Genomic DNA, 18,431 nt, shown 5'->3' on the forward strand with positions numbered 1-18,431 from the left:
TAGTTGGAATTATCTACAAATTTTTTTATTAAAGTGCTACTTCATGACTAAAGGAGGAAGAAAAGTATGCATCAATCGTTTTACTTATTTGCTTTAAAGTTCCGGGGAGGACAAAAGAACGATGCTAAAGCCCAGTTTGCGGAACATATGTTTTTACAGCATGATTTTCCTAAGGCAGAAACGTCTTTTCAGGAAATATCTGAATACATCGAAGAACTGGCTCATCCTGAAATGACGGCAATCGTTTTTGATGAAATATGGGGGTTATACGAAGATCACATTAGATAGGCTTCAGCATTGCATTTCCTAGTAAAAAAAGGTATTATTAACTCGATAAGTTTAGAAATGAGGTTATTATAATGAGTATTCATATTAACGCAAAAAAAGGTGAAATTGCAGACACAATTTTATTACCAGGGGATCCACTTCGTGCAAAGTATATCGCAGAAACATTCTTAGAGGATGTTGTGCAGTATAATGAAGTACGTAATATGTTTGGCTACACAGGTACATATAAGGGAAAAAGAGTTTCTGTACAAGGTACGGGGATGGGTGTTCCATCAATCTCTATTTATGCAACTGAGTTAATGAATGATTATGATGTACAAAAGTTAATTCGTGTTGGAACTTGTGGAGCAATTCAAAAAGATGTAAAAGTTCGAGATGTTATTTTAGCTCAGGCAGCATCTTCTGATTCTTCTATGAACAAAGTACTTTTAGATGATATTAGTTTCGCTCCTACAGCAGATTTTGACCTATTATATAATGCATATAACGCTGGTAAAGAAGCTGGGTTAAATCTTCGTGTAGGTAATGTCTTCACAGCAGACTTATTCTACAACGAAAATGCACAAAATGAAAAATGGGCAAGCTACGGTGTTCTTGCAGTAGAAATGGAATCAGCAGCACTTTACACTTTAGCTGCTAAATTTGGACGTCAAGCTTTGTCTGTATTAACAGTGAGTGACCATATCATTACAGGTGAAGTTACTTCATCAGAGGAAAGACAAACAACATTTAATGATATGATTATTGTAGCTTTAGAGGCAGCGCTTAAATAAAATCTTTAAACATAGACTGTCATTCTTGGCAGTCTATTTTTAAAAGATGAACTGTGTGAAAAGGGTGAAGATTTTGGACGAACAAGAGCAACGAAACAATGAGGAACAAGAACAAATTTCAACTGATGCTTCTAAGTATATAAAAATGAAGCCTTTCGTGTTATGGATAATGATTTTTACCCTCGTTATAGTATCATCTGGAATTACAACCCTTTTTCTTTTGAATAACAAGGATGAGGGAAGTAAAGTCAATACAGAAAATTCACAGACAGAATATGTGGGTGAAAGAGCTGAATTTACGAAATTATATTTGGCCTATGATAAATTAGTAAAAGAATATTATAAAGAAATTGATCAGGATGATGTTATTAACGGAGCAATCAATGGAATGATAGATGCTCTAGAAGATCCTTATTCAGAATATATGAATCAAGATGAAGCTTCGATGTTTGACGATAGTATACACTCAAGCTTTCAGGGAATTGGTGCAGAGATTCAAGAGCAAGATGGCACTATTACAGTTGTTTCTCCTATAAAAAATTCACCTGCTGAAAAAGCTGGGTTACTACCAAATGACAAAGTATTAAAGGTCGACGGTAAGGATATTCAAGGCTACAGTGTTTCCGAAGCAGTATTATTAATACGTGGTAAAAAGGGGACAGAGGTTACTCTTTCTATCCAACGTGGAGATAGTGCATTGATGGAAATGAAGATAGTTCGCGATGATATTCCTATAGAAACAGTTTACGCTGAAATGCTAAATGACAATGTTGCCCATATTATTATTTCTAGTTTTTCAGATGATACGTATGATGAACTTGTTACAGCAATAGAAGAAATGGAAAAAGAAGGTATGGAGGCACTTGTATTGGATGTGAGACAAAATCCAGGTGGCTTGCTCGAATCAGCGGTGGACATTTCTAACCTCTTCATCGAAGAAGGTAAAAATATTGTTCAAATTGAAACTAAAACAGATAAAAATAAACTTGTAAAAGAACCAATCGCTGCTTCTCCAGGGCTTCGTGTAAATATTCCTGTAACAATTTTAATTGATGAGGGTAGTGCTTCGGCTTCAGAAATACTAGCTGGAGCGCTAAGTGAATCTTCAAATGTACCTATAGTGGGTGTAAACTCATTTGGTAAGGGTACTGTTCAATCTGTGAATAACCTACCTGATGGATCCAATATTAAAATTACAACTGCTAAATGGCTAACACCTGAAGGTAACTGGATTCATGATAAAGGTATCGCACCAGATTATGAAGTAGCTTATCCATCCTATGCTATGCTTTCTCCTTTAAATAGTGCTGAGGTCTTAAAGTCAGGGATGACTTCAGAAGCAGTTCAAAATGCCAAGGAAATGCTGAAGGCTGTAGGCTACGAGGTTGGGAAAATAGACAGTAGCTTCAATGATCAAATGGTTTCGGCGGTTAAAAAATTCCAATCAGATAATAAGCTTGAAACTACTGGTGAAATTACTGGTGAAACAGCATATCTATTAATGGATAAACTTCGCGAGAAGCTTTTAAACGAAGATCCACAATTGTCAAAAGCTGAAGAAGTAGCGAAAGATTTGATCAAAAAGTAAATTATTATCTTTACCAACTATAATATTTAATTTAGTGAGGAAAAGAGCTGACCTATTATGGTCAGCTTTTTCTTCTAATATATAGAAAGAGGTGTATGAGCAAGTGAAGGATGTATATTTATTGAGTGGTTTTTTAGGAAGTGGCAAAACCTCTCTTCTATCTAATCTTATTGCTCAATTTAAGGCAGAAGGGATTAAACCTGCAGTTATTATGAATGAGCTCGGCAAATTAGCATTTGACAGCAGGGCAGTAGACGAAGATATACCTCTTAAGGAAATGTTAGAGGGATGTATTTGCTGTACCGGTTCTGAAAAAATGGAAGCACAGCTCCAAACCTTGTTGGCAGGAGAAGATTTTGATGTGTTACTAATAGAGACTACTGGAGCTGCACATCCAGTAGAAGCTTTAGATGCTGTTTTTTCACCTTTGTTTGCAAATGAATTAAACATTAAAGGTATTATCACGGTAGCAGATTGCAAAAGATGGCTAGAACGTGAGAAGCTTAGTCCTCAGACGCGCATGTTATTCCTTGAGCAAATTAGACACGCTCATTTAATAGTAGCAAACAAAGTGGACCTGTTAACTGAGGAAGAGGTATTTAATGTCTCTATGCAGCTACAAGCTATTAATAGTAGTGCGCCCATTATTCAGACATCTAATAGCAAAATCTCTATAAATGCTATTCAAAATCTTGAAGCTACATTTCATCAAAAAGAAGTTCAAGAAGTATCAATAGGTAAGCAACTATTCTTATCATCTAGATTACACACATTCAAGGAACCTATTAATCAGGAAACCTTTGAGGAATGGATAAGAAATCTCCCAGATACAGTTTATCGAATGAAAGGATACGTGCCGCTTGAGGGACATAAGAATCCTTTTCTCTTTCAATATGCTTACGGAATGATTCAATGGCTGCCAGAATACATGAAAATGGCTCCTCAGATTGTAATTATCGGTGAGCAAATAGATAAATTACAGATAGTTGGAGATACGGGGAATGATTGAGGCATTTAAAATGATATATAAGAATCGTATTTCTTTAGTAAGAGATATAACTGAAGAAGACGTGCGAAGTATTATAAAGTCAGAACTATTAGATGAATACACTCATCCACGTGCAAAGCTTTCTATAGAAAGGAAGCTATCGATGGCATTGGCACGTGTGAATAATAGTAATCTATCACAAATACAAAAAGAGATGATATTATCTGTGATAAATGAGGAATATGTGAAACTGTCAATAGGTTTGAAAAACTAATATTTTAATTGTTTGGATAGTGTTTCCATTTCATTGAAAGAGAATCCTTTATTACTTCGGTATTTTTATATAGAGTTGGTCAAATTGGAATATATTATAAAATTTTTTCTACTGATTTTGTGTTTAAAATGAGAGAGCACAAAAGAAGGAGGAAATGAAAATGAACAAAAAGCAAATCATGGCGGGTGTCCTAGCAGGAGGATTATTATTTACTGTTACTACAGCATCTGCAGAAACAAATGCTAGCAATTCAAAAACTACTTCTGAGGCAAAAACATCCATCCAATGGAAGTCTCTAAAGATAAACTCTAAAGAATTGGCTTGGAGTGACAAAGCAAGTGATAAATTACTTCAAGAGGTTAATATAAATAAAGATTTAATCGTTGCTAACCTAGCAAAAATCATCAAAGCAGAAGCTGAGAAGAAACATGAAGCAACACAACAGGTAGAGAAAGATTCAAAAGAAACAACAAAAGAAGTTACTCAACCTAAAGATGTGAAAAAAGAAGAAGTAGCAACACCAAAGGCTGAAGCAAAAGAAGAAGTAGCAACACCAAAAGCTGAAGCAAAAGAAGAAGTAGCAGCACCAAAGGCTGAAGCAAAAGAAGAAGTAGCAGCACCAAAGGCTGAAGCAAAAGAAGAAGTAACAGCACCAAAAGCTGAAGCGAAAGAAGAGGCAGCAACAACTCCTCAACCTACTCAGCAAGCTCAAGCTACTGAAAAAACTGAAAGTAATACTAATTCAGAAAAAGCTCAGGTTTCTTCTGTTATTCAACAAGTGGTTGACTTAACAAATGCAGAGCGTGCAAAAGAAGGTCTAGCACCACTACAAATCGATTCTGCTTTAACTAAATCAGCGCAGCTTAAATCACAGGATATGAAAGATAATAATTATTTTTCACATACAAGTCCTACGTATGGTTCTCCTTTTGATCAAATGAAATCATTAGGAATTAACTACAAATCAGCAGCTGAGAATATCGCAATGGGTCAAAGAAGTGCAGAAGAAGTAGTCCAAGGATGGATGAATTCTGCTGGACACAGAGCTAATATTATGAACGGAAGCTACACTCATATCGGAGTAGGTTTGTCAGATAGCGGATATTACTGGACACAACAATTTATTAGTAAATAATATTAAAAGGTGTAAGTGATTGATTTCACTTACACCTTTTTTAATGATAAACAGCTCTATATATGCTTAACTGACTATCGAAAATTTTTTCTGTAAATATACAAGTCGAGTTCCTAACGTAATTGCTCCTATTGTTAAACCAACAATTAATCCAATCCAATAACCAAATGGTCCGTAGGAGGTGTAGGTTCCTAGTAAGTAGCCAGTTGGCAGCCCGATAACCCAATAAGATATAATTGCCATTATAAAAGTGATTGTCACATCTTTATATCCTCTCAATGCACCTTGAACCGGTGCTTGTATGGCATCAGACAATTGGAAGAGTGCTGCAAAAAAGAAAAATTGAACGGCCAAATTAATTACTTCAGAATCATTTGTATAAATACCTGCTATTGCTTCTCTGAAAATGATTAAAATAGAAACCGAGACGAAACTGAATACTACTGCCGTACATACTCCAAGCCAGCTGTATACCTTGGCATCTTGATATTTTTTTGCTCCTACCTCGTGTCCAACTAATATAGTTACCCCCATTGCAATACTCAAAGGAATCATATATAACAACGAAGTAAAATTCATCGCTACTTGGTGAGCTGAAATTACTGCAGTAGAATACACACTCATCATAATAGTAACCGCAGAAAAAATAGTAGTCTCAGCAAAAAGGGATAGCCCAATAGGCAAACCTATTTTTGTTAACACTTTGGATTTTGAAAGAGAAGGCATAGTCCAGCCCTGAAATATATGTAAGTCTGCAAATGGTTTATTGTTTTTTACAATCAAAATAGTAATAAATAAAATAAGCCAATAGGTTAATGAAGAAGCTAATCCCGCCCCCACGCCACCTAAGGCTGGTAAACCGAATTTTCCGTATATCAGTACGTAATTTAACGCTATATTAATAGGTGCGGAAAGAAGTGTGACAAACATCGATACACGAGTTTTTCCTAAAGCATCAATAAAAGAACGTAGTACACTATAAAGAAATAAAGGAATCAGACCTATACACATCATCAATAAATATTTTCTCGCCACTTCGCGTACATTAGCTTCAAGGGGAATAATATTCAAAATGGGATCAATGAGTACTATAATACCTATGAATATAAAAAAGGCTAGTAGAATTGCAATATAGAAACCCTGCTGGACAAAGGATCTTACATCTTCATGCTTTTTTGCACCGATTAATTGTGCTACAATTGGCGTGATGCCTAGTAGGATTCCGGTTAATCCAGTATATACTGGCACCCATAAAGACGAACCTATAGAAACGCCTGCTAAATGTTCGATACTATATTTACTTGTCATTAAAATATCAAAAAAAGTCATTAAATAGAGTGCGACCTGTGTGATTAAGATAGGAAGCACTATTTTAATCATATACTTAGTCTTTTCTTTTAAGGTTTTCGTTTCTTGCATTTTGGCATACATCCTTTAGATAAATAGTTAGGAGATTAAAATGAATAATAACACAATAGTGCTGACTGGTGGGGGAACTGCTGGTCACGTATCTTTAAATGAAGCGATTATTCCCGAATTGTTAAAAAAGGGCTACGAGGTCCATTATATCGGATCATCCGATGGTATTGAAAAAACTATCATTGAAAAAGGCTTTCCTACCTTACCATATTACTCCATTTCAAATGGAAAGCTTCGGAGATATTTTTCTGTAAAAAATTTTTCAGATCCCTTCAAAGTTTTGTATGGAACTATGCAAGCTCTTAGAATTTTAAGAAAGGTAAAACCTTCTATTGTATTTTCTAAGGGGGGTTTTGTTTCTGTACCAGTCGTGGTTGCAGCTAAACTTTCGAATATACCTGTAGTTATACACGAATCCGATATTACTCCAGGTCTAGCAAATAAAATTGCTACCCCTTTTGCAGAACATATTTTTTCTGTATTCGAAGAAACCTTAAAGTATCTTCCTAAGGATAAATCCTCTTCTATCGGTGCAATAATACGCCCTGATTTATTTCAAGGAGACGAAAAAATTGCCAGAGAGCTAACAGGCTTTAGTCCTCTTAAAGAAACGATTATTATTATGGGAGGGAGCCAAGGTTCAAAAAATATTAATACTGCAATCAAGGACAATATTGAATCTTTAACAAAAAGATTTCAAATTATTCATCTTTGCGGTAAAGGAAACTTAGATCCTACTTTAAAGAATAACCCTAATTATGTAGCTTTTGAATATGTAACAAACGAATTGCCCCATTTACTGAAAATCACTAACTATGTTATTAGTAGAGCGGGCTCTAACTCCATTTTTGAATTTTTAGAGCTAAAAAAACCTATGTTGTTAATTCCTCTTTCTAAGAACGCAAGTAGAGGGGATCAAGTTTTAAATGCAAATTTCTTTGAGAAGCAAGGATACGCTATCGTACTAGAAGAGGAGAATCTAACATCCGAGACTTTTATGAGCTCAATTTCTGCTCTTGCTTTGAACAAAGAGAAAATAATAGATGCTCAGTGCATGGCTAATTCTTCAAAGACGCCAGAGCAGTTTACAGAGTTATTACTAACCTACAAAAACTAATGAAACTCCCGTCAAAATATTTGACGGGAGTTTTTTGGTTACATCGCTTGTTCTTCTTCTCTGTTTTGATGTAGCTTTTTCATGTGGAAGAGGTCCTTTGGTATATAGTACAAATCGAATTGGTCAGTACCTTGATTGATCTCATCATAAATCACTGTATGGGATTCATTTGCTTTTAGAGCGTATCCCAGTTTTTCCGTTGCGCGAATGCTCTTAACATTATTTTTTCTTATGCGTAAAAATACGGTGTGAATATCTAGGTCAAAGAACAATTCTTCTAAAAACTGTTCTTTAGCTTTTTTATTGTAGCCTTGACCTTGAAATTGTGATCCAATCCAAGTGCCTAAGAAGCCTGACCCGTGTTTAATATCAAAAAGGTTTATTGTGCCAATAGGTTGCCCATAGTCACTCATAATTGTGCGAGAAATTGCTGTTCCAGCAAGCTCTTCCTCCATTAATTGTTTTGTTAGGAACCAGTATTCGTCTGCAGAATAAGCTTTATGACGAACAAATGGCATAATAGTAGGTTCAGACATGAGTTCAAATAGAATAGTACACTCATGTAATTCTCTTTTTTTCAACACAAAAAAACGCCTCCTCCAGAACTAACAATGAACATAGTCATTCTAGTTCCCCTGAAATTTTTCATTTCGAATTGCATAAAAAATTTCGGGGTAGGAATCGAACCTACTAGAACCAGTTTAATTACTGGTGGCGCACCATTTGCCTTCCCTCGGCAAAGTAACCTTTGCCTTATAAAATTATTTGCATAGAATAATATACTTGATGTTTGTCGTTTTGCATAGTGTTAAATTTTACATTTTTAAAAAATAATAATGTTACACACTTGTATGTTTCACAATAAATACATATGATTAAATTATATGTATTTAGGGAAATGTTTTTCGCTTGAAAATTCTTAGTCTCCCTGTTATTACTAAATAGCAGTTTTTACTATTATATAATCTCACAACTGCTTTGTCATATATCTTTTCTCTCAAATTAAGGCACTGATTAAAGAGTACTATGATAAATACATTAGAATGTATCGAAATCAAGTATGTCATAGAACTGCTATACAGTTAACGAGCTTCTATAGAACAAATATTGTATATTAATATAACATCGATAAAAACAATCATATACCACAAATGCCGTTCATTATGAGCGGTATTTTTTTAAAGGAAGTGTAAAAATGAAACAACATATTTTATTGATAGAGGACGAGAAAAATATCTCGAAGTTTGTAGAACTTGAACTTAAACATGAAAATTTTGATGTCACCGTTTCCTATGATGGTAGAGAGGGATTTGAACTGGCTTTAAATAACACATATGACCTGTTGTTAGTAGATGTCATGCTACCAAATTTAAACGGTCTAGAAATATGTCGTAGAGTCCGAAAAATAAAGGATGTTCCCATTATTTTAATCACTGCCAGAGATGCTGTGATTGACCGTGTATCTGGTTTAGAAGCAGGAGCAGATGATTACGTCGTAAAGCCCTTTGCAATAGAAGAGTTACTTGCAAGAATACGTGCCGTTTTAAGAAGAGCAATACCATTAGCAACAAGCGTGCATAATATTTTAGGTATAAAAGGTTTGGAGATTGATCAACAGGCTTATAAGGTATCTTTCCATAAGAAGGAGATAAACCTTACTAAAACCGAATATGATCTTTTAGTATGCTTTATGCAAAACTGCGACATCGTATTAACTCGAGATCATATTTTAGAAAAGGTATGGGGCTTTGAAACGGAAGTGGAGACAAATGTAGTGGATGTTTATATTAGACATCTACGAAAAAAGTTGCCCGAAGAAATTGCTTCTCTAATAGAAACAGTTCGAGGAGTAGGATATGTGATGCGCTCATGATTAAGTGGACATTGCAAAAGAAATGGACATATTCCGCAGCATTATCCATCTTTCTAAGCTTTTTAATGATGTGTATTATATTATACTTCTCCATCTTTAGCTGGATGCTAATGTCCGAAAAAAAAGTTGCTCAAAACACACTTAATGAAGTGGTTAGCTTCTTCGAGTCGCAAGGGCCAGTTATAAGTGTACAGGACATTCAAAGAAATCGTACTCTTATTAATCAGCTTGTTAACCAAGAGCAATCGGTAAGAATTTTAAATGAAGATGGGATTGAATTACTTCGTATTAATGATGCCAGCCCCTTTAAAGAATTTTCAGCTTCTACAATCGAAGAATTCAAGAAAGACGAAGTAAAGGGCCAGCCTATTTACCTAAAGTCCGCACAATTAGATTTTGGTTTATTTAAGGGTTATATAGAAATTTCTCATAGCCTAGCTAATTTTAAAGAGCTCATGCAATACATCAAATTGGCCATGATAATTTTTGCGCTCATCGCTCTTATTCTGTCCGCGTTTATTGGCTATTCTTTGTCCGCATTTTTACTTAAACCTATCAAAGAGCTACGCGATGAAATGCAGCTTGCCAAGGATACTAGGTTTTCTAAAGAAGTAAATTTTGAGAAAATCTCTAATGATGAAATTGGAGAACTGATGAAGATCTATAAAGAGCTAATGAATGAGGTGAATGAAACTATCTCTAGACAAGATGAATTCATCCATAATGTATCTCATGAGCTAAGGACTCCTATACAAGTAGTGGAAGGGCATCTTGCTCTACTTAATAGATGGGGGAAGGAAGAGCGAGAGGTCCTAGATGAATCACTGGACATTTCTCTTTTAGAAGTACAAAAAATGAAAACACTAATAGAAGAAATGCTAAAACTTGCAAAAAACGAAAGAACTATTCAAGAAGCTAGGACAAGTGTTTTTCTAGTGGTTAAAGAACTTGAACAAAAATTTCAGGTTTTATCTCCAGAAGCATCAATAGTTTATCAAGGTAGTGAAAGTATAGTAGTAAATATGCCTAATACAACCTTAGAGCAGATTCTAAGGAACTTAATTGAAAATGCGATAAAATACAATGAAAAAAAGCCTTCCATTATTATTGAAGCTAAGGAAGAGTCTGACCAGACTGTAATTATTGTTTCAGATAACGGAGTTGGTATAACAGAAGAGTCACTTCCTAGAATTTTTGATCGTTTTTATACAGCCGACGAGGCAAGAACAAAAACGAAAGGTGGATCTGGATTAGGCCTTAGCATCGTACAAAGATTGGTTGGTGCATATAAAGGTAATATCCAGGTTCAAAGTAACAGTAACGGTTCAAATTTCTTGCTATTTTTCCCTAAATTTACAAGTGAATAATCATTCATTTTTAAAGTATAAAAAAATTATGGAAATAGTAATTTAATTTGCCAAAAAGGATTGTATTTTTTTGAGAGAGTAGTAAGATGGATATGGAAAAATTGTTCTTATAGTTGAACTCTTTCAGTCTAACTAAAAGAGTGGTAAACTGTAAATGTGAAGATTTAATGAATAAATAAGTATATCTTTCGTATTCAGGCTTTTGCATTTATTTTTAATGTACTATTCATTAATGCCAGAATTGGCACAATATGTTGGAGGTTTTTTTAAATGTCGAACAAGCAAACACCTTGGTCCATTTTTTCGGGGCCCAATCTTGGTTATGTGATGGAGCAGTATGATCTATACCTTCAATCACCTGAAGAAGTAGATCAAGAATTAGTTAGTTTATTTGAAGAGTATGGTGCACCTGTTTTGACAGGAAATTCTACTGCAACAGGAACAAACTCCCCAGCAGTAGAGTCAAACAATTTTGAAAAAGTAGTTCGTGCAATCGAATTGGCTGATGCAATTCGTGCACACGGGCATTTGACTGCAGATATCTATCCTTTAAATGACAGAGAAAAAAATGATTCTCGGATCAATTTTAAGACGTATGGTCTTACTCCTGCCGATTTAAAAGATGTTCCTGTAGGCTTTTTACTACAAGATGCACCGAGTACGGTTAACAATGGTTTAGAGGCTATAGAGTATTTAAAGTCAGTTTATACGAATAAAATTGCTTTTGAGATTTCTCACATTGTTGATGTAGAAGAGCGTAAATGGTTACAGAGCAAGATTGAAAAAGGTGTTGTATTAGAGGGTTTATCTACTGAGCAAAAGAAAGAATTATTGAAACGTTTAACACAAATAGAAGGATTTGAGAAATTTATCCATCGTACGTTTGTAGGTGCGAAACGATTTTCAATTGAAGGATTAGATACTTTAGTAGTGCTAATCGATGAATTGGTAAGACAATCTAACGTTACAAAAACAAAACAAGTTAACATCGGGATGGCCCACCGTGGACGTTTAAATGTGTTGACACATGTTCTGAAGAAACCGTACGAAATGATGTTCGCTGAATTTGCACATGTCCCTTCAGAATCCTTCCTACCAAAAGACGGTTCTTTAGAGTTGTCAGAGGGGTGGTATGGCGATGTTAAGTACCATAAGGGGGCTGCTTATCATTCTCCGTCTGGGTTAACTTTAAAATTGGCATACAATCCTTCTCACTTAGAGGTAGTAAGTCCAGTAGTTACTGGGCAAACTCGTGCAGCTCAGGAAGCTACTGATCAGTCAGGAATGCCGGTTCAGGATAAGAATGCTGCGTATGCTATTTTAGTTCACGGAGATGCTGCTTTCCCAGGGCAAGGGATTGTAACGGAAGTATTAAACTATAGTAGAGTAAGAGGCTTCCAAACAGGTGGGTCTATTCATATCATTGCTAATAATATGATTGGATTTACAACTGAACATTATGATTCACGTTCAACTTTCTATTCTTCTGATCCAGCTAAAGGATATGAGGTTCCAGTCATTCATGTAAATGCGGACGATCCAGAGGCAGTTATCGGTGTTGCGAAGCTAGCGCATGAATACCGCAATAAATTTGGTAAAGATATTGTTATTGATTTACTTGGATACCGTAGATACGGTCATAATGAAATGGATGAGCCATTAGTGACTAATCCTCAGATGTACCATATTATTCACAAGCACCCTACTGTGCGTAAAATTTATGGACAAAAATTAGTGGATGAAAAGGTAATCCAAGATAATGAGGTTACCAAGCTTGACGAAACTATTTTCAGTGGAATGCAGGAAGCATACGATCGCGTGAAAGAGCTTCCACAAACTACGGCACATGAAATTATTATTCCAGAAGTAGTTCTAGAAGGTATGCCTGAGCTTCCAACGGGAGTTGAGGAAAGCAGACTGAAGAAAATCAATGAAGAACTTTTAACATGGCCATCTGATTTTACAGCGTTTAAAAAATTGGAGAAAATTTTGAAACGCCGTGAAGAACCATTTAAAGGAAAAGGGAAAATTGATTGGGGTCATGCAGAGACACTTGCTTTAGCAACCATTATTCAAGATGGAAACTCTGTTCGCTTAACAGGACAAGATGCTCAGCGTGGAACTTTCTCTCATAGACACTTAGTATTGCATGACGAAAAAACTGGTGCGGAGTTGACTCCTATCCATAGTATAAGCGATGCAAAAGCGTCCTTTACTGTGCATAATAGTCCTTTAACAGAAGCTGCTGTACTAGGCTTTGAGTTTGGTTATAACCTAGAAGATAATAACTCATTAACTATTTGGGAAGCACAATATGGTGACTTTGCGAATATGGCACAAGTGATGTTTGATAACTTTATCAGCTCTGCTCGATCTAAATGGGGACTAAAATCAGGGCTTGTAATGCTGTTACCACATGGTGCTGAGGGGCAAGGGTCAGAGCATTCAAGTGCACGTTTAGAGCGTTATCTACAGCTTGCTGCTGAAAACAACTGGACAGTTGCCAACCTTTCTAGCGCGGCAAATTATTTCCATATTCTTCGCAGACAAGCTAAAATGTTAAAAGAAGATGCAATTCGACCATTAGTAATCGTTTCACCGAAATCATTACTTCGTCACCCATTAGTAGGTGCGGATGTGGCAGAATTGACTGAAGGTAAGTTTGAAACAATTATTGAACAACCAGGTTTAGGTCAACAAACTGACAAGGTCGAAAAAATTGTATTTGCTAGTGGTAAATTAGCAATTGACTTAGCAGACAAAGTCAAAGATGGAGATGGCCATGAGTTTATGCATATTGTTCGTGTAGAACAACTATATCCATTCCCAGAAGAAAAAATTCAAGCAATTGTAGATCGATATCCGAACCTGAAACAGCTTGTATGGGCTCAAGAAGAAACAGAGAACATGGGTTCATGGAATTTTGCACTTCCATATTTACTGGATATTGCTAAAGGAAAAGATATTAAATATGTAGGGCGTGTTCATCGTTCTAGCCCTGCAGAAGGTGATATCGACACTTATAAAGTGGAACAAGCAAGAATTATTGAAGAAGCATTAAAAAGTTTGTAAGAAAAGCATTAGAGGAGGAAAATCAAGTGGCAGAAATTATTGTTCCGGAACTAGCAGAATCGATTACAGAGGGTACCATTGCACAATGGTTAAAACAACCAGGTGATACAGTAGAAAAAGGCGAATTTATCGTTGAATTAGAAACAGATAAAGTTAACGTAGAGGTTATTTCTGAAGAAGCTGGAGTAGTAAGTGAACTATTATTTGCAGAAGGTGATACTGTTCAAGTTGGTGAAGTTATTGCTATAGTAGGTGCTGGTTCAGGTGCACCAGCAGCTAAGGCAGAAGCAAAGGAACAACCAAAAGAAGAAGCGAAAGCTCCTGAAGTTAATGGTAACAAAGCACAAGAAGTAGCAAAAGCAAATGAAGAGGCTTCTAATGAACAAGATCGTACCATTGCAAGTCCTGCTGCTCGCAAACTAGCTCGCGAAAAAGGCATTAACTTAAGTGAAATTTCACCTGTAGATCCTATGGGTCGCGTTCGAGTTCAAGATGTATCTGCGCATGGTTCTAAACCTGCACCATCAAAAGCAGAGTCTGCTAAAACAACAACACCAGCTAAAGAGGATGATGGCCGTACTACTCGTGAGAAGATGTCACGCCGTCGTCAAACAATTGCTTCTCGTCTATTAGAAGTAAGACAAAGTACAGCAATGCTAACAACTTTTAACGAAATTGACATGACTAATGTTATGGCATTACGTTCTCGTAAAAAAGACAAATTCTTTGAGGACAATGATGTTCGTCTTGGATTTATGTCTTTCTTCACTAAAGCAGTTGTAGCTGCATTAAAAAAATACCCATATGTGAATTCTCAAATTGACGGGGATTACATTGTTAAAAACAATTTCTACGATATTGGTATAGCTGTTTCTACAGAAGGTGGATTAGTAGTACCGATTGTACGTGATGCTGACCGCAAAAACTTTGCAGAAATTGAAGGAGACATTGCGGGCCTAGCTAAAAAAGCGCGTGACAACAAATTAGCTCTTTCAGACATGGCTGGTGGATCATTTACTATCACAAACGGTGGAGTATTCGGTTCCCTACTGTCTACACCAATTTTAAATGGTACACAAGTTGGTATTCTTGGAATGCATACAATTCAAAAGCGTCCAATTGCTGTTGGAAATGAAATTGAAATTCGTCCAATGATGTATGTAGCGCTTTCTTATGATCACCGTGTAATCGATGGAAAAGATTCTGTTGGATTCCTAAAAACAGTTAAAGAACTTCTTGAAAACCCTGAAGATTTAATGCTAAATTCTTAATCATTTAGAGCAGACATTTAATTTGTCTGCTCTTTTTTTAGTTAAGAAAACATATACTGTTTTCAAAGTATATGTCCTGCTTTGCGTAACTAGTTAAATTAGTATCGTGATTGAATTTTCCTTCATTCAATCGTATACTATATTTAAAGGAAGTGGTTAAATGATACATACAAATTGGGCAGTGAAGCCAACTATTAAGACAGTAACATGTATCCATACAGACGCTAAAAAATTCTTAGTTAGCAATGTACTGACAGTTGGAAACACATATGAAGTTAAAAATGAAACCGAAGAATTTTTATTTGTCATAGACAATACAGGTAAGGTCGGCGGCTATTATAAGGAATATTTTCAATAAAAAACTGATGATTCTTCATCAGTTTTTTTTTGAAAACAAGATAGTTTTCGCGTTTTGAGCATGTAGGCAGTCATAGGCGCTTGAACTTTTCTTATTAAGGAGGAACAACATGATTGATTTAATAGAGAGAGAAAGACAAATAAGGACTAAAAGGTTGCACAGTGAGAAAGATATAGATTTGATTGGCTCTGGAGGATATGTTTCACCAATCGACTTTTTGTATGAGGATGTATTGATTGCGGTTTCCTTAAAAAAGCCTGTTTTATTAAAAGGTCCAACAGGAGCAGGGAAGACAAAGCTTGCTGAAACAGTGTCTCACTTCTTTTCTCAGCCTGTACAGAGCATTAACTGTTCGGTAGATTTGGACGCAGAATCCTTACTAGGTTTTAAAACTATTGTCATTAAAGAAGGAACTAATGTTATTGAGTTTGTAGATGGTCCTGTAGTGGAGGCGATGAAAAAAGGGCATATCCTATATATTGATGAAATAAATATGGCAAAGTCCGAAACCTTACCGATTTTACATAGCGTGTTAGATTATCGCCGTATGCTTACAAATCCCTTTACTGGTGAGGTCATCAAGGCTCACCCAGATTTTTCTGTTATAGCTGCCATTAATGAAGGGTATATCGGAACAACTCCTATGAATGAAGCATTGAAAAATCGTTTTGTCTCATTTACTATTCCATATATTTCTGGAGATTTACTTGCGAATCTATTTCATAATTTATTTCCTGATGCACAAGAAGAGCTTCACACTCTAATGCTTAATCTTGCATCAGATTTAATGGAACAAGTGAAGCAAGGTCTATTAGCTGAAGACGCTGCCTCTATTCGAAGCCTCCAATATGCAATGGAGCTAGCACACTACATGGAACCATTGAGAGCTATAAACTATGCGATTGCTGAAAAGTTAGAGGATGAACAAGAGAAGAGACTTGTTTTAGAGCTTGCTTCCTCTTGGATTAAGTGAGGTGATGTAATTGTCTTCGGTAAATCGCTTTATCCAATTCAATAACGAAACGATTGATGCAAGGCAACTGATGCATTACGAAACAATTGCTAAGGCTATGACGAAAAATATGGATATTACAATTAATGAAAGAAAGCTAATTGAGTTTCAACCTGAGGAACAGACTGTTTCTATAAGTGTATTTTGGAGACATCGTAGTGAAGAGGTTATGCATAAAGGTAGACTATCTGATATTTATTTATTAACAGAAGGATTTTGGAAGCATTTTAGTGTTCTTGCATGGTCACATTACCTTGATGAAAGGAATAGTATCCTACCAAAGTTCATGGATCAGATCATCTTTTGTCTGGAAGAGTTTCGATTGATGGAAAGTATTCAAAAAAAACGGATTGGTATGAGGAAAACTTTTGATATTAGAATAGAAACATATTTAGCCTTTCATAAGCAGCAGTTAATAGTAAATTTGCAAAAAGGATTTCTAGCAGATGCTTACCTCAGTTATATGTATATCTGTTTGTATGAGGGAACCATTTATGCTACTGGTCCAGATTCCTTTATCGAAACAAACCGAATTATTCAAAAGGTATATGACAATAAATCTACTCAGGATTCGATTGATCTTGCGTTCCAAATTATAAATATTTTATCAGAGTTTATTTTTGACGATACCCTTCTCCAGTTTTATGCCATCCTATCGCCTTCTAATATAGCAAATATAGATTTTCATTACCATCAAGGGTTGAAGGATTCTGAGATGGGGGAGGAAGCAAAAAAAGATACGATTGAAGAAGTATTTAGATCGTGGCATAGGGAAAATGAGCAGGAGGATGGAGTCCATCTTCAATATGAATTGGAGCATGGCCGGGATGGAAAGGCCGAGCAAAACGTAAATGCAGAACAAGGACAGGAAAATCATGAGATTACCGAAACGGGACGGGGAAACTCCACTGGAAATAACAGTGAAGTTCAGGACGTCAAGTATGAAGAAGAAAAAAGTGGTTATAGCAAAAAAGCGGGCAAGAATTTTGGAAACGAGCATACTAATGTGGTTTATGAAGAAAAAAGGATAGAAATTGTTCCTAACCTCATTCAAAAAACACAACTACAAGCTATTCGACAGGACCAGGCTCCCTTTGTAAAAGCATTTGTACAAGAAATGAAAAAACGAATGGAACAAAAGAAGATAGACCGACGAACAAACCTCTCTAAAGGCAGGCTTTCCACACAAATGACATCCATTTGGACTGAAGAAAGACCAAAACCGTTTTATAAAAAAAATGCTCCAAGTACTCAGTTAAATGCTGTATTTGGTTTACTTGTGGATGGTTCAGCTTCTATGCAGGATAAAATGGAGGAAACCCAAAAAGCCGTTTTATTATTTCATGATGTTCTAAGAGAGTTGAAGATTGTACATGAAATCGTTCTTCATTATGAAGATGCCTTCGAAGCATCTGAAACTAAGCAACCAAACACCTTTGAATGGGTTCATCGTTTAGAGGATGGTCAAAAAGATAGTGGTTTAAGTATTTTGTCTATGGAAGCACATGAGGATAATCGTGATGGATTTGCTATCCGCTGGATTGGTAAACGACTAGAGGCACGACCAGAAAATCATAAATTCTTACTTGTTTTCTCTGACGGAGAGCCTTCTGCGTTTGGTTATGCACAAAACGGCATTATGGACACTGCAGAGGCTGTATTGGAGGTTGAACGAAAAAAGATATCCATTCTTCATCTTTTCCTAAATGATGAGGAAGCCACTGAAGAACAGATAGAGCTTTTTCATCTGATATTTGGTAAGAAAACTGCTACTGCTGCATCTTTGGAAAAGTTCTCAGATGAAACTTTACGGTTGCTACGGAAAATGCTTCATCATATCGTTAAAAGCTGATTAGTGAAAACAAAACTATAGCGTTGTGTTTTTTTGGTGTGGCT

The 18,431-nt window shown here is 35.9% G+C and carries 16 protein-coding genes; 14 read left to right on the plus strand and 2 right to left on the minus strand.

Annotated elements, in window-relative coordinates; all coding sequences use genetic code 11:
* The first annotated feature begins 66 nt into the window (after nt 1–66).
* From H9650_RS09475 to H9650_RS20755, 6 genes are all read left to right on the plus strand, one after another.
* Nucleotides 67–288 carry a YozE family protein gene (locus tag H9650_RS09475; RefSeq protein WP_144536646.1) on the plus strand — a complete coding sequence of 74 codons (222 nt, stop codon included), beginning with the start codon at nt 67–69 and terminating at the stop codon, nt 286–288.
* Nucleotides 289–359: 71 nt separating this feature from the next.
* Complete coding sequence (gene deoD, locus H9650_RS09480) at nt 360–1,061, plus strand: purine-nucleoside phosphorylase (protein WP_144536644.1); 702 nt, start codon at nt 360–362, stop codon at nt 1,059–1,061.
* Nucleotides 1,062–1,134: 73 nt separating this feature from the next.
* Nucleotides 1,135–2,649, plus strand: coding sequence for a S41 family peptidase (locus H9650_RS09485; RefSeq protein WP_151110008.1), 1,515 nt, complete (start codon nt 1,135–1,137; stop codon nt 2,647–2,649).
* Nucleotides 2,650–2,752: 103 nt separating this feature from the next.
* The gene (locus tag H9650_RS09490) at nt 2,753–3,658 is read left to right on the plus strand and encodes a CobW family GTP-binding protein (protein WP_191697054.1); all 906 of its coding nucleotides are present in this window, start codon (nt 2,753–2,755) and stop codon (nt 3,656–3,658) included.
* Nucleotides 3,651–3,911: a hypothetical protein gene (locus H9650_RS09495; RefSeq protein WP_151110004.1), complete on the plus strand. Its 261-nt coding sequence runs from the start codon at nt 3,651–3,653 to the stop codon at nt 3,909–3,911. Before H9650_RS09490 ends, H9650_RS09495 begins: the two co-directional genes overlap by 8 nt.
* 160 nt (nt 3,912–4,071) lie before the next feature.
* Nucleotides 4,072–5,046: a CAP domain-containing protein gene (locus tag H9650_RS20755; RefSeq protein ID WP_318245401.1), complete on the plus strand. Its 975-nt coding sequence runs from the start codon at nt 4,072–4,074 to the stop codon at nt 5,044–5,046.
* A gap of 66 nt (nt 5,047–5,112) precedes the next feature.
* On the opposite strand, the gene H9650_RS09505 is transcribed toward H9650_RS20755, so the two are convergent.
* A complete protein-coding gene (locus H9650_RS09505; protein ID WP_151110003.1) occupies nt 5,113–6,465 on the minus strand; it encodes an MATE family efflux transporter in 1,353 nt (450 codons plus the stop codon).
* Nucleotides 6,466–6,505: 40 nt separating this feature from the next.
* On the opposite strand from H9650_RS09505, the gene H9650_RS09510 reads away from it, so the two are divergent.
* Nucleotides 6,506–7,582: an undecaprenyldiphospho-muramoylpentapeptide beta-N-acetylglucosaminyltransferase gene (locus H9650_RS09510; RefSeq protein ID WP_151110001.1), complete on the plus strand. Its 1,077-nt coding sequence runs from the start codon at nt 6,506–6,508 to the stop codon at nt 7,580–7,582.
* A 38-nt stretch (nt 7,583–7,620) separates the two neighbouring features.
* Here the strand turns inward: H9650_RS09510 and H9650_RS09515 are convergent, their stop codons facing one another.
* A complete protein-coding gene (locus tag H9650_RS09515; RefSeq protein WP_191697055.1) occupies nt 7,621–8,166 on the minus strand; it encodes a GNAT family N-acetyltransferase in 546 nt (181 codons plus the stop codon).
* Between the two features lie 611 nt (nt 8,167–8,777).
* On the opposite strand from H9650_RS09515, the gene H9650_RS09520 reads away from it, so the two are divergent.
* The 7 genes from H9650_RS09520 to H9650_RS09550 all read left to right on the plus strand — a co-directional run bounded on the left by H9650_RS09520 (nt 8,778) and on the right by H9650_RS09550 (nt 18,387).
* Complete coding sequence (locus H9650_RS09520; protein ID WP_191697056.1) at nt 8,778–9,455, plus strand: response regulator transcription factor; 678 nt, start codon at nt 8,778–8,780, stop codon at nt 9,453–9,455.
* A complete protein-coding gene (locus H9650_RS09525) occupies nt 9,452–10,822 on the plus strand; it encodes a HAMP domain-containing sensor histidine kinase (RefSeq protein WP_151109995.1) in 1,371 nt (456 codons plus the stop codon). The genes H9650_RS09520 and H9650_RS09525 overlap by 4 nt, the downstream gene beginning before the upstream one ends.
* 270 nt (nt 10,823–11,092) lie before the next feature.
* Complete coding sequence (locus tag H9650_RS09530) at nt 11,093–13,894, plus strand: 2-oxoglutarate dehydrogenase E1 component (protein WP_191697057.1); 2,802 nt, start codon at nt 11,093–11,095, stop codon at nt 13,892–13,894.
* A gap of 26 nt (nt 13,895–13,920) precedes the next feature.
* The gene (gene odhB, locus H9650_RS09535) at nt 13,921–15,165 is read left to right on the plus strand and encodes a 2-oxoglutarate dehydrogenase complex dihydrolipoyllysine-residue succinyltransferase (protein ID WP_191697058.1); all 1,245 of its coding nucleotides are present in this window, start codon (nt 13,921–13,923) and stop codon (nt 15,163–15,165) included.
* Nucleotides 15,166–15,325: 160 nt separating this feature from the next.
* Complete coding sequence (locus H9650_RS09540) at nt 15,326–15,523, plus strand: DUF6501 family protein (protein WP_144536623.1); 198 nt, start codon at nt 15,326–15,328, stop codon at nt 15,521–15,523.
* Nucleotides 15,524–15,632: 109 nt separating this feature from the next.
* A complete protein-coding gene (locus H9650_RS09545; protein ID WP_144536621.1) occupies nt 15,633–16,496 on the plus strand; it encodes an ATP-binding protein in 864 nt (287 codons plus the stop codon).
* A gap of 10 nt (nt 16,497–16,506) precedes the next feature.
* Nucleotides 16,507–18,387: a vWA domain-containing protein gene (locus H9650_RS09550; RefSeq protein ID WP_191697059.1), complete on the plus strand. Its 1,881-nt coding sequence runs from the start codon at nt 16,507–16,509 to the stop codon at nt 18,385–18,387.
* The last annotated feature ends 44 nt before the right edge of the window (nt 18,388–18,431 follow it).

It is taken from the genome of Psychrobacillus faecigallinarum, from assembly GCF_014836595.1.
Taxonomy (GTDB): domain Bacteria; phylum Bacillota; class Bacilli; order Bacillales_A; family Planococcaceae; genus Psychrobacillus; species Psychrobacillus faecigallinarum.